11 protein-coding genes are annotated in these 13,192 nt (G+C 41.5%); 6 read left to right on the forward strand and 5 right to left on the reverse strand.

Features of this window, described 5'->3' with window-relative positions; translation table 11 throughout:
• Positions 1-22: 22 nt before the first annotated feature.
• The gene (locus BIZ38_RS01940) at positions 23-694 is read left to right on the forward strand and encodes a YoaK family protein (protein WP_187489420.1); all 672 of its coding nucleotides are present in this window, start codon (positions 23-25) and stop codon (positions 692-694) included.
• On the opposite strand, the gene BIZ38_RS01945 is transcribed toward BIZ38_RS01940, so the two are convergent.
• On the reverse strand, positions 684-1,592 hold the full coding sequence (locus BIZ38_RS01945; RefSeq protein WP_187489421.1) for an AraC family transcriptional regulator: 909 nt from the start codon (positions 1,590-1,592) through the stop codon (positions 684-686). The genes BIZ38_RS01940 and BIZ38_RS01945 overlap by 11 nt on opposite strands.
• A 177-nt stretch (positions 1,593-1,769) precedes the next feature.
• On the opposite strand from BIZ38_RS01945, the gene BIZ38_RS01950 reads away from it, so the two are divergent.
• The 4 genes from BIZ38_RS01950 (at position 1,770) to map (ending at position 6,483) form a co-directional block, all read left to right on the forward strand.
• The gene (locus BIZ38_RS01950) at positions 1,770-3,290 is read left to right on the forward strand and encodes an aldehyde dehydrogenase family protein (RefSeq protein WP_054554003.1); all 1,521 of its coding nucleotides are present in this window, start codon (positions 1,770-1,772) and stop codon (positions 3,288-3,290) included.
• Between the two features lie 654 nt (positions 3,291-3,944).
• Complete coding sequence (locus BIZ38_RS01955) at positions 3,945-5,429, forward strand: S41 family peptidase (RefSeq protein WP_187489422.1); 1,485 nt, start codon at positions 3,945-3,947, stop codon at positions 5,427-5,429.
• Positions 5,430-5,501: 72 nt separating this feature from the next.
• The gene (locus BIZ38_RS01960; RefSeq protein WP_119853080.1) at positions 5,502-5,708 is read left to right on the forward strand and encodes a ParD-like family protein; all 207 of its coding nucleotides are present in this window, start codon (positions 5,502-5,504) and stop codon (positions 5,706-5,708) included.
• A complete protein-coding gene (map, locus tag BIZ38_RS01965) occupies positions 5,701-6,483 on the forward strand; it encodes a type I methionyl aminopeptidase (protein WP_187489423.1) in 783 nt (260 codons plus the stop codon). The genes BIZ38_RS01960 and map overlap by 8 nt, the downstream gene beginning before the upstream one ends.
• Before the next feature lie 8 nt (positions 6,484-6,491).
• Here map and BIZ38_RS01970 read toward each other — a convergent pair whose 3' ends face one another.
• From BIZ38_RS01970 to BIZ38_RS01980, 3 genes are all read right to left on the reverse strand, one after another.
• Entirely contained in the window at positions 6,492-6,953 is a 462-nt protein-coding gene (locus BIZ38_RS01970; RefSeq protein WP_054553999.1) for a hypothetical protein, read from the reverse strand.
• A gap of 110 nt (positions 6,954-7,063) precedes the next feature.
• The gene (locus tag BIZ38_RS01975) at positions 7,064-8,233 is read right to left on the reverse strand and encodes a BamA/TamA family outer membrane protein (protein WP_294410282.1); all 1,170 of its coding nucleotides are present in this window, start codon (positions 8,231-8,233) and stop codon (positions 7,064-7,066) included.
• A gap of 42 nt (positions 8,234-8,275) precedes the next feature.
• Entirely contained in the window at positions 8,276-9,067 is a 792-nt protein-coding gene (locus BIZ38_RS01980; RefSeq protein WP_138599386.1) for a hypothetical protein, read from the reverse strand.
• Positions 9,068-9,402: 335 nt separating this feature from the next.
• On the opposite strand from BIZ38_RS01980, the gene BIZ38_RS01985 reads away from it, so the two are divergent.
• A complete protein-coding gene (locus BIZ38_RS01985; protein ID WP_054553996.1) occupies positions 9,403-10,899 on the forward strand; it encodes an arylsulfatase in 1,497 nt (498 codons plus the stop codon).
• Positions 10,900-10,939: 40 nt separating this feature from the next.
• Here BIZ38_RS01985 and BIZ38_RS01990 read toward each other — a convergent pair whose 3' ends face one another.
• Positions 10,940-13,180, reverse strand: a complete 2,241-nt coding sequence (locus BIZ38_RS01990) for a tetratricopeptide repeat protein (RefSeq protein WP_187489479.1) — start codon at positions 13,178-13,180, stop codon at positions 10,940-10,942.
• Positions 13,181-13,192 lie beyond the last annotated feature (12 nt).

The following is a 13,192-nucleotide window of genomic DNA, read 5'->3' on the forward strand; positions in this document are numbered from 1 at the left end:
GTGAGAAAAAGGCGAAGAGCGAGTGATTTCTAAGTTACCAAAATGGGTTGAGATTGGCGCATTTATTTTGGCGCTGGTGGCTGGGTGTGTGAATGCAGTTGGTTTACTTAGCTTTGAGCATCAAGCGGTATCGCATTTATCGGGAACTGCCACCTTGCTTGGCACAGATCTCATGCATGGCAATAGCCTTGATGCTTTACATTTATTAGGTGTATTACTGTCATTTTTAGTTGGGTCTGGTATTGCTGGTTTTTTGCTGCATAGTTCAGCACTCAAACTAGGTCGTCATTACGACACGGCATTGCTGATCGAAGCAGGGCTTTTACTGGGCGCACTTTGGTTATTATTTAATGGCTCGGGCTATGGGCATTTTTTAGCTTCTGCGGCATGTGGCTTACAAAACGCCTTGGCAACAACTTACAGTGGTGCAATTGTGCGTACTACCCATGTTACGGGTATTTTTACTGATTTAGGTATTATGTTTGGTCGGGTTTTTCGTGGCGAGGCGCTTGATAAACGTAAGGCTAAGCTGTTCGGCCTAATCATTATAGGCTTTATATTTGGTGGCTTAGCAGGGGCGTGGTTATTTGCAAAAATGACTTTTGCTGCGCTTTATGTACCAAGTGCCATCTGTATTTTACTTGCCTTAATCTATCGCGTTTATTCTCATCGAAATCCAGAATTTAATGATTAGCAATACTCTTAGGTGTTGTACCAAAGGCTTGTTTAAACACGCGACTAAAATGGCTCGGGTTATTAAAGCCTAATTGATAACAAACTTGGCTAATCGCCTCCCCTTTTTTGAGCAGTTTATACGCTTTTTGTAAGCGTAATTGCTGTTGCCAGTGAGCGGGTGTAACACCAAATGCTAGTTTAAATTGCTGATAAAATTTACTGCGGCTCATACACGCTATCTTGCATAACACATCAATATCAATATTCTCAGCAAGGTGCTGTTCTATATAACTAACTACATGACTTAACGGAGTTGCGAGCTTGCCTTGCTTACAACTTGCAATCATTAAATCTCGGCTTTGCTGCTGTAACAGGCGGGTTATGAGTTCATTAAGTGATAAATCAATTAAGTAATCGCGGTGTTGTTCATTTTCACTAAACAGGGTGATCATGCGCTCCAGCAGTTGTTGAGTTTGCGGATTATGCTGGGCGTGCACTAACTTGGCTTGATATTGGAAAAAGTCATCCTGGGTAATTTGCTGGTTAAAATTAAGAGCATCAACTACTTGGCTTATTTTGTCGGTACTGATTTCAATCGCTAAACAGGTTGTAGGTTGATTAAGAGACGCATTGGGAAAATCGATTAACACTCCTTGCTCTGGGGCAAGTACAAATGATTGGTTTGGTAAAAACTCTTCATGATAATCACTGTCGGCAACATGCATGATTTTTTTACCGCTGATCATGCCACAAAATAATAATTCAGTGGAATGTAACGCCACTTTTTGGGCATCTAAGTAAGTGTCGTAAATACTTAATTCAGCATGTTCACCCGCAAAACTGACTTTATTTTCAATAAGCACATCAATACGTTGTCGTTTTTTATCTAAACTTCTATTGCTGACTGATGTGTTCATAGTTGCCTCGCTGTCGCCCTAAATTCTGGACAAATAGTCAAAAAGTCTGGACTAGGAATCAAGTGTGTTTTCAGTAACTGAGCTAACTTCAATTGTTAGCGGTTCATTAAACAATAACCTACCGCATAATTTAGTCAATGCTAAATAAAACACAACAATTTGAAGAGAGAACACATTATGATTTATGCAAATCCAGGCAGTGAAGGTGCAAAAGTTAACTTTAAAGCGCAGTATGAGAATTATATTGGTGGCCAGTGGGTTGCCCCTGTAAAAGGAGAATACTTTGAAAACATTAGTCCAGTAAACGGCAAAGTGTTTTGTAAAGTACCTCGTTCATCAAAAGAAGATATCGAGCTGGCACTTGATAAAGCCCACGATGCAAAAGCGGCATGGGGAACAACGTCGGTTACCGAGCGTAGTAATATCTTATTAAAAATTGCTGATCGCATTGAACAAAACCTAGAAATGCTGGCAGTGGCCGAAACCTGGGATAACGGTAAAGCAATCCGTGAAACACTTGCGGCAGACGTGCCACTCGCGGCTGATCACTTTCGCTATTTCGCAGGTTGTGTGCGTGCCCAAGAAGGTTCAATCGGTGAGATAGACGAAACCACCGTTGCCTATCATTTTCATGAGCCACTGGGTGTAGTCGGGCAAATTATTCCTTGGAACTTTCCATTGTTAATGGCGGCGTGGAAGCTTGCACCTGCCCTTGCTGCGGGTAACTGTATTGTTTTAAAACCAGCTGAACAAACGCCTACGTCTATATTAGTGCTGCTTGAAGTGATTGGTGACTTGTTGCCTGCAGGTGTTCTAAATGTGGTAAATGGCTATGGTAAAGAAGCGGGCGAAGCGCTGGCAACCAGTACTCGAATTGCGAAGATTGCCTTTACAGGCTCAACGCCAGTGGGTTCACATATTTTAAAATGTGCTGCTGATAATATTATTCCTTCGACGGTTGAGCTAGGTGGTAAATCACCAAATATCTTCTTTAACGATGTCATGGAAAAAGACGATGAGTTTTTGAGTAAAGCGATTGAAGGGGCTGTACTTGCGTACTTTAACCAAGGTGAAGTGTGTACGTGCCCATCGCGTTTATTTATTCAAGAAGATATTTACGAGCAATTTATTGAGCGTGTTCTTGCCCGAACTCTACAAATTAAACGGGGTAATCCTCTTGATACCGAAACCATGGTGGGTGCTCAAGCATCACAAGCTCAGTTTGATAAGATCCTAAGCTACATCGAAATTGGTAAACAAGAAGGGGCCGAAGTGCTTGCGGGCGGCGAAGTCGAACAACTGTCTGATGAGTTTAATGGCGGTTACTACATTCAACCAACGCTATTAAAAGGCACTAACGACATGCGCGTGTTCCAAGAAGAGATTTTTGGCCCGGTTATTTCAATGTCGACTTTTAAAGATGAAGACGAAGCGTTAGCCCTTGCTAATAGTTCTGAGTTTGGCTTAGGTGCTGGTGTATGGAGTCGAAACATGAACCGTGCTTATCACTTTGGTCGTAAGATTGAAGCGGGCCGTGTTTGGACCAACTGCTATCACATGTACCCAGCACACGCTGCGTTTGGTGGTTATAAAAAGTCAGGCATAGGCCGCGAAACACATAAACTTGCCCTTGATCATTACCAACAAACTAAAAACCTATTAGTCAGTTACAGTGAGAATCCACTGGGTTTCTTTTAAAAGCAATTTCTTATTGTTGTCGAAACTACCCAAACGCCACATCTAGTGGCGTTTTTATTTTTTAACGGGCATAAAAAAGCCCGGCGAACACACAAGCCAGGCTTTTCGACAACAATTTGTTGAGTCACCGCGTGTGCAATGACTCGGAATAAAAAAGCTTAGAGAACACACAAACTAAGCTTTTGACAACAATTTGGTGAGTCACCACGTGTGCAATGACTCGGAATAAAAAAGCTTAGAGAACACACAAACTAAGCTTTTGACAACAATTTGGTGAGTCACCGCGTGTGCAATGACTCGGAATAAAAAAGCTCAGAGAACACACAAACTAAGCTTTTGACAACAATTTGGTTGAGTCACCACGTATGCAGTGACTCGGTATATAAAAAAGCCCAGAGAACACACAAGCTAGACTTTTTGTGACAACAATTCGGTTAGCGCAAACACGCTGAAAGGTGTGAAGCTGTTTAGCTTAAAAGCGCTGATGAGTTAACTTTAGAGTAATCCTTCTAATTCGACAAACGATTAAAATAAACCTGATAGATGAATTTTTTTAATCTATTAGCATGTGAAGTACTTTTTATTGCCACAACAATGCCTTAGTGATTAAATAGGGTGTTTTTTAAACATAATAATTATTTAAAATGGATTTTTATGAAACGTTTGACGCTTTACTTATCACTCATCTTTACAGCTCTAAACTTTGGCCCTTTTGGTGTTAATCTATGTCGCGCCGATGAGGGGCGTACAGTCACTCACTCTGAAATTAATTGGTCTGAACTTGCTATAAAAGATGTTGAAGCGGCTTATCAATTATCGGTTATCAATCACCCAGGGATGCATGATGCACGTAACCCTGGTTTTGCTAAACAGCTTGAAAAAGCAAAGCAAGAAGGCTTAAAGCTGGCTGTAAAAGCGCATAGTTCACAAGGTTTTGCTGCGGCTATTGCACGTTTTAGAACTGTACTACAAGATGGTCATGCGGGAGCGATTGATACCTTACCAAGTGAATTAAAACCACAAAGAAGTTGGCCGGGCTTTTCAACTGTATGGCGCGGTGATGCGTTAAAAGTGTATTACAGCGAATTAGATACAGTTGCCAAGGGTGATGAGCTCGTAAGCTGTGATAATACAGCAATTAATACTTTGCTCGTTGAGCGTGTTTTTCGCTATTACGGCGAAGTTGCGCAACCTGGTAGTTGGTGGAATCATGGCTGGCGACTAACAATTGATGATGGAAACCCGTTTTTATCGCCACTTGAAAGCTGCACATTTGAAAAAGCCGACGGCTCTGTTTACAGCTTAAAGTTAAATTGGCGTATTAGGCCTGATGATGTCAGTGGTAAACTTAAACATGCTTACAACGGCGACAAGTTACCAATTGCGCTTAATTGGCCTTTAAAGGATATTGCGTGGATCAGTATGCCAACGTATGCACCCAATGAGCAGCAGCAAGCAGATTACCAAACGATGCTGAGCGCCATTGAACAGCAACATGATAAGTTAATGCAAGCTAAAGCTGTGGTGCTTGATCTTCGCCATAATCAAGGTGGCTCATCGATGTGGAGTGAGCAAATAGCCTCAGCACTTTGGGGTAGTGAACAGTTTAAATATGGCCGCTATGAGTTACACAAAAATACCCAAGTGTGGTGGCGTGCTTCTAAAGGCAATACTGACTATTTTGGCGATGTAGTCGCAAGCTATGATAAAGCTAGCCCTTGGTATCAATGGTTAAAGACGACTCACGAAAGTATGCAGGCGGCTTATGAAAAAGGTGAACATTTTTATGTTGAGATACCTGCAGCAGAGCAGCCAGCATTGCCAAAAGACGCCAGCAAGTTTACTACACCGGTTTATGTGATTGTGCCAGGGCAATGTGCCAGCGCCTGTTTAGACGCACTTGATAGTTTTAAATTATTTGCAAACACACAGTTAGTTGGCGCACCAAGTAGTACCGATTCTACCTATATGGAAGTGAGGCTCGAAACCCTACCTTCAGGTTTTGCTAAAGTCATTCTGCCGATAAAGGTCTATGTGAACAGACCCCGAGAAAAAGGCTTTTATTATCAACCTGATATTCAATTCAATGAACTTGAATGGACAACGCAAGCGCTTGTTAAAATGATTGCTGAGTTGTAATTAAACAAGTTCTTCTTGCTTTTTTATATTATATGAATACGATCTATATACGTTTCATATATAGGTCACATGATGGGTATTGTTAAAATAAGCGATGAGCTACACGAAGAAATCCGTAAAGCAAGCACAGCGATGGTGCGCTCAATCAACTCACAATCTGAGTATTGGATTAAAATAGGGATGCTTGCAGAGCTTAACCCCACCATGACTTACAGCGATATTATCAAAGAGCAACTTCGTCAAGCTGATGTGAAGGCTAAGGATGTGAGTGATGAGTAAAGTTGTAATTAAAAATGCAGACGAAATTGCTTTGATGCGAGAGTCTGGTCGATTACTTGCTGATGTATTTGCTTATCTCGACCCTTTTGTAAAAGAGGGAGTGACTACAATGGAAATAAACGATCTCGTTGAGCGCTACATTGTTGAGCAGTTACAAGCAAGGCCATCAAGTAAAGGGCAGTACGGCTACCCTTATGTACTAAATGCCTCTGTGAACGAGGTGGTATGTCATGGTTTTCCAAGCGAGAAGGGTATTTTAAAAGCAGGCGATATTGTGAATATTGATATCACTCTTGAGAAAAATGGCTATTTAGCTGACTCGAGCAAAATGTACTTAATTGGAGATGTATCGCCTTTAGCAAAGCGTTTGGTAGACACCACCCAGCAAGCCCTGTGGCACGCGATTAAAATGGTAAAACCAGGCGTGAGGCTGGGGGATATTGGTAATGCGATTGCAAACTTTGCTCATCAACATGGTTATAGTGTGGTTAAAGAATACTGTGGTCATGGTATCGGCCAGCAAATGCACGAAGAGCCACAGGTATTACATTATGGCAAGAAAAATACCGGGCTGGTATTAAAAGAGGGGATGACCTTTACAATTGAGCCAATGATCAATCAAGGGGCTGCTAAAGTAAAAACCAAGCCTGATGGCTGGACTGTGGTTACAAGAGATAAAAAGCTTTCTGCGCAATGGGAGCACACTTTAGCAGTAACGGCTGAGGGAGTTGAAGTGTTGACCTTACGCGAAGAAGAGCAACACTTTTTAAAATAAATTGTGTGTTAACAGGCTAATTCAGCAACGGGCTCTTCTGCTAACCAGTTAAGGGCCGCTGTTTTTGACTTAAATACATTCATTATCAAGCCTGCTCGTTTATACAAATTGCAGTAGGTATCACTCAGCAAGCTACCGCCTTCAAGCCCATCTTTTATGACTAAGGCTGTTTTGGCTGGTGCAATGCCCTTACGCTTGAGTTCAACAAAATACACCATTAACTTTTCAAGTGCATCAGGGGTTGCCATACACGAATTTTTAAATTCAACTAATTCAAACCACTGGCCGTAATCAGCGTTGAGCTTATTGATGTAATCCTTTTGCATAAAAGAGTGCGCGTCAATAATCTCTTCATTGAAAGGACCTGTTGCGGTTGTTAAAAGTGTATTTTCACGTTGATAAAACTCAACAAGGCCGTGAGGTTTAAAGTTTTTGAATGGATAATGGTTTGTTGATACTTTTTTATGCATCCGTTCAATCCCTGAATGTTTATTGAGCTTTTGATAATAGCAGTGAAATCAACGAATTCAATCTTTTGGTTTGGATTTTCTTAAAAACTAGTGAAAAAGCACTGGTTTTGCTACCAGGTAGAACCTGCTTGAATGTATATAGCATTTTGTTCAGGACCATGGGCTACATCTAAACCAATGCTGATACCGTAATGTTCATCAATCAAATAGCGAAACCCTGCACCCACAGTATCAATGGTTTCAGCCTTTGATAAGTCAGAAAAGCTATCGGCTGCCCAGCCCATACCAGTAAACACATTGAGTTTTATTTTATGTGTGACTTTATAGCTTGCTTCAGCTTCAGTAACAAATACATCTAGGCCTTGATAACGCGTTGCTGACACCCCACGCAAGCTAATACTTGGCGGAATGTAAACTGGTAAGCGTTTCTCACCTCGATTATTAACCGAGTCATACTGCATACGTAAAGCAAAATTAAACTTATCGGTGTAACGCCAATAGTTTAAGGCGGTTAGCTTTAGACTGGTGTAATCAACCTTACTGCCAATAGCCTCATCAAAATATAAATATTCGGCCTTGTAATTAAAGCCACGTTCAGGGTTAAGCGGGTTATCTCGGCTATCGTATTCCAGTAGCGGACCGATACCTGACGTATTTACATCAAGTGAAAGGTGCTCCTTGATAATGTCGTTTTCAAGTAAAAAATCTTCGATAGGGTTATCGGCTAAGCTAATATCAACTTGGCGATAAATCTGTTTAAAACCGTAAAAGAAGTTACTATCGTCATAGCGTAACTTAAGATTTTGGAACACAGCAGGACCTTCAATATTTAACGATAATGGCGTGAGAAGCTTTATTTCATCGAAGGTATAAAAATCAAGATTGATACTCGCCCAGCCAACAATCCCTTGATAGCGAATACGGTCTTCATCCCAAAACGTAATGTGACCAACAGCGCCGCCTTTGGTGCCATTTTTAGTGCCCATAAGGCCAACTAAACTGATACTTTGTGGCAGGGTAGAGCCCTCTTTTTTCTTCTTTTTAGCCTTTTTCTCGTTGTCATGAAAAAAAAGGCCTACAACACCAAGGCCAGGCCCTACAGCAGGTTCTGTAATAAACGTCGGGATGGGCAAAAATGAAATAGGTTCATCAACTTTTTGTTGTTGATTGCTTAATTGTTGCTCGGCAGGTTTTATTGCATATTCATCGTAACTTGATGCAAAGCTTTCAGTGCTTAGTAAACTTACCGCCAACATATTTATTAGTACTACTTTTTTCACTTAATCCCTTACCCTGTAGTTTATTTTTCTTCAAATCTTAATTTATAGTTGATAATTAAACTCGAGACGGTGGTCGCCATCCACAAAGTCAACGTTTTCATTCCAATTTGCAAAATAGCGTAGATTCATTCGCGGGTTTATTTGGTAACTTGCGGCGAATTCATGAGTTAAAATATGGCTTTGGTTTAACCCATAGTAATGGTCTTTGTAGTTATCACTACCGCCGATAGTGGTTAGCCAAAATGGATTGTAGTTAAGCCATATTTTATCGTTAATTGTCACTTTAGCGTACATACCCACTAAACCATAAGCACCCATAATGGAATAACCACTGTCACGACTGCCGTCATCTTCTAGGGTATTTTCACCAAGCGATGCACCCACACCAGCTAACGGATAGAACGTGAAACGTCCCATAGGTTTTAAAGCTTTAATAAAGCTGTACGAAACATCCATACTTTCGTCAGCAACAAGATTGGCATTAAGGTTATAGTTAGCATCAATTTGCGTTGCACTCATAGAGCTCAAATCAACAGAGAAGTTTCGAAAGCGAAACGAGTCGATAGAATCTGTTGTTTTGCTGTCGCTTTCCCAGCCTAGTGCATCGCCATATATGCCTTTTACTTCAATAACATTCATTCCGGCAGTTGTTGCGATACCTGTGTCGTATGCTTGGCCTACTTTTAAGTTTAGCCCTTTGTTAGTGGTACCAAAGCCTATTTGAGTATAAACAGCCAGAGGATCTGACATGTCTTGTACTTCTTTTTGATTATCCGCATAACTGGAAAATGAAACCCCAATACTAATTAGTGTGATGAGGTGATATGAAGTCATGTGTTGTCCTTACACAGAGATAAAAAGGCTGTTTCATTAGTTAGTTATAGTCTATTTTTTGTTCTTGTTCAATCCTAATTGAGGGCGAAAATATGGGGATCCAGTAGTTAAAATTTATGGGGTATTAGTTTTTTAGTATAGCTAAAAAGTTCACTAAGTATTTGTTGTTAGGTATTAATTATTAATTTCAAAAGCGGTTTATAGAAAATAGGTGGTTTTATTGATAGAGGCCAATGTATATAAAGGTAAGTGCTAGAATCGACCGTTTTTTCATCTATACTGATGAAAGCTCATTGTGAGTGAAAGGTATTGCTTTAACTAATAAAGGATGATTTATGAAAAAACTAATAGCGGCAGCTATTTGCGGTTTGGTTTCAACGGTAAGCCTTGCAGCTGATAAGCCAAACGTATTGGCCATAATGGTTGATGACGTTGCGCCAATCTCACTCAGTGCATACTCACACGGTATGACCTACCCAACCCCTAATATTGATCGCATTGCTAACGAAGGTGCATTGTTTACTGATCATTATGCACAGCCTAGTTGTACAGCGGGTCGTGCTGCATTTTTAATGGGGCAGTTGCCTGTGCGGACAGGCTTAACCACGGTAGGTCAACCTGGTAATCCTCTTGGTATAAAAGAAGCCGATCCTACCTTAGCCGAATTTTTAAAAGCTCGCGGTTATATGACGGCTCAATATGGTAAAAATCACTTAGGTGATTTAGATGAGCACTTACCAACAAAGCATGGCTTTGATGAATTTTACGGAAATTTGTACCACTTAAATGTGTCTGAAGAACCTGAGCAGGCTGATTACCCTAAAGATCCTAAGTTTGTTAAAAAGTTTGGCCCGCGTGGTGTGATTGAATCTTACGCCAATGGCAAAATCACTGATACTGGCCCACTTACTCGCAAACGAATGGAAACGTTTGACGAAGAAGTGTTAGAGCGCTCACTCAACTTTATGGAACGCGCAGTTAAAGCGAAAAAACCATTCTTTATTTGGCATGCCACAAGTCGTATGCATGTTTACACACACCTAAAACCTGAAAGCCGAAATTTAGCGACAGGCATTAGTTCTGAAGAAGATATTTTTGGTAGTGGCTTGATGGAGCATGATGGTCATGTTGGCAAGCTACTAGATAAACTTGATGAGCTAAAAATTGCCGATAACACCATTGTTATTTACACCAGCGATAATGGTCCTGAGCAATCAAGCTGGCCTGATGCAGGAACCACTGAGTTCCGTGGTGAAAAAATGACAACCTGGGAAGGGGGCGTGCGCGTGCCTTTCTTGGTACGCTGGCCTGATGAAATACCAAAAGGCTTAAAGCTCAATGGCATTTCATCACATGAAGATGTTTTCCCTACAGTTGCTGCTGCATTAGGTGAAAAGAACTTACGTGAAAAGCTTAAAAAGTCAGACAAAGTGTATATTGATGGTGAAAACAACCTAGCTTATTGGACTGGTAAAGCTGATAAATCTGCACGTAACTATTTCTTTTATTACTATGAGTCACAACTTACGGCGGTACGTTTTGGTCCATGGAAAATGCACTTCGCGACCAAACCAAATGGCTTATATTACGAAGATATGGTAACTCACAGTATGCCTAAATTATTTAATTTACGTAAAGATCCATTAGAACACTATGATGGGGTGACTGGTTTTCATCAAATCATGCGTAAGAGTTGGTTGATGCAGCCGATTATTGCTAAGTTGAATGAACATGTTCAAACCTTTGTTGAATTCCCTCCACGTCAAGAAGCAGCGTCACTTAACGTTAATGAAGCAATCGAAAAAGCAAAATCACTAAACTATGGGCATTAATTATTAACCATAAGTTGAAAAGGGCCGATTAGGCCCTTTTTTAATGATTAATGCTATTCATCATTTCGAGCTGTTTCACAAACTGCTCAACTTGCTGGTTACCCGGTACCAAGCTGGCTAGGTTTCTGGCATAAAACAGCGCTTGGCTGTAGTTCTCTTCTGCCACATACCACTGTGCCAAACTGTAGCTGATATCTGGGTTATTCGGTGTTAAATTAAATGCGCGCTCAAGGGCCGATATGGCTGCGGGCATGTTGCCTAAATCTTGTAATAGCAGGGCGTAGGTAAACTGATAGTTTGCATTTTCTTGTGCAAACTGCGCTGCTTTTTGTAAATGGTTAAGAGCGGTGTTTTTTTGTTTTGCGCGAATAAGGCTCATTGCCAGGGCATAATGTATGTCGGCGCTTTCTAGGTTAACGTCTAAGCCTTGTTTTAAGATGGCTTGCGCTGCTTTTTCATCGCCTTGATTACGGTATAAATCTGCTAAATTGACATAAGCGGGAGCAAAAATAGGCTCAACACTGATTGCTTGCAGGTAATGTGCTTTGGCTTGCTCAGGCTTTTGTAATGTGAGCGCCAAATTGCCTAAATTGGTGTGTGAATAGCCACGCTCTGCTTGGTACTCTTGAATGCATTTGTATTCATCAAGGGCTGCATTTAAACGTTTGCTGTCTTGCTCATTGAGCCCCGTAGGGAAGGGTTGAATTAACATACCTGCAAGTGCTCGTGCAGCTTCGGCTCTGATAGGCAAATTTTCATCATCTAAAAGCGGGTTCAACAGGCGCCAGCGCTGGTTGATATCAAACGGCATCGCCGCCTCAATGGCTGCTTGGCGTTTTAATGGTTCGCTGTCTTTTACTGAGCGAGCAATCGCGACGACAGCATTGTTATCTGGGCTTGCGGCTAAGCGGCTTAATGCTGATGCACGGATGATCTCAGGAAAGCCTTTATCTTGCACGATTTTGGTCAGCATGGTTGATGCATTAGGCAAACGGTTATCCGCGGCATAAAACGCCTCAGAAAAATGCGCAGTGCCAAGGTGCTTTGAATGTGGATGCCAGCCTTTTATTTTAGCAACCGCCCATTGTGGCGTCTTGTCTTCATGGCAGCTATTACAGGCATTTGGGGCATTGGTTTTTAATGTTAAGTCTGGACGTGGTACCCGAAAGCTGTGGTCGCGCCTTGCATCCACTTGCATATAGGTGGTGGCAGGCATATGACAATCAACACATTGGCTACCAGTACTTGCCACTTTATGACCGTGATGTTTTGGCGTGTCGAACACCTCTTGGCTATGACATTGCGTACAGGTTTGATTACCCGGTAGCTTTAATTTACCCGAATGAGGGTTATGGCAGTTACTACATGTTACCCCGGCATTGAACATTTTACTTTGTAAAAATGAACCCCAAACATAGTCTTCGTCCCACACTTGACCATCAACGTGATAAAGCTCTGGAGTGAGTAATGAGCCTTGAAAGTGTTGTAAAAAGCTATGTGGGTCTTTGCGGTCATCAAGCTGTGAGCGGCGAGCATGGCATGTTGCACACACTTGCACTTGCTCGCTTTTTACCAGAGGCTGCACGCTTTGCATACTGCCATCGACTTCTTGAGTAAACAGTGGGGTTTGCTTTTTAATATTATGCGCAAAGCCCTTATCAGCAATACTGCTATCGCCATCAGCCCATTTTAAATGCGCTTGTGTGTCGCCATGACACGCTTTACAGCTCACGTTAATGCTTGAATAAGTTGAATCAAAGCTATTCGTTTTAAGGTCAAATTGCTTTTTGAAATCAGTTGAGTGGCAATCGGCACACATATGATTCCAGTTTTGGCCTTTTTGCGACCAATGAAAAAGGTCGTGTTGTTTCTGCTCAGGATGCAGTACAAACCAGCGCTGACCGCCGTCTGTTTTACTGCGTGAGTCCCACGCAAATGGAAACAGTTGTATGTGGCCTTTGCCCATATCAAACATGTATTGCTGCAATGGCTCATAGCCAAATGTGTATAAAACAGAGTAGTCAGTCAACTTGCCATCAAGGTTTGGCATGCTTATAAAAAGTTGTTGGTCTTTTTGAAAAAAGCGCGCTTGCTGGCCTTGATAGTCGAGGGTTTGTTCGTTGAAATTGCCAAGCACTGAAGCGGGAGTGGCTTTGTCCATAGCATGAAAATGATGGGAGGTTTGCCAGTCTGCAACTTGGCTTTGATGACAGTTAACACACTGGGACTCTGCAAACACACTAAATGCGAAAAAGCTACATAACAGCCAAGCCAATCTCATCACAGAATAAAT

The sequence above is a fragment of the Pseudoalteromonas sp. BZK2 genome (assembly GCF_014349195.1).
GTDB lineage: Bacteria > Pseudomonadota > Gammaproteobacteria > Enterobacterales > Alteromonadaceae > Pseudoalteromonas > Pseudoalteromonas simplex.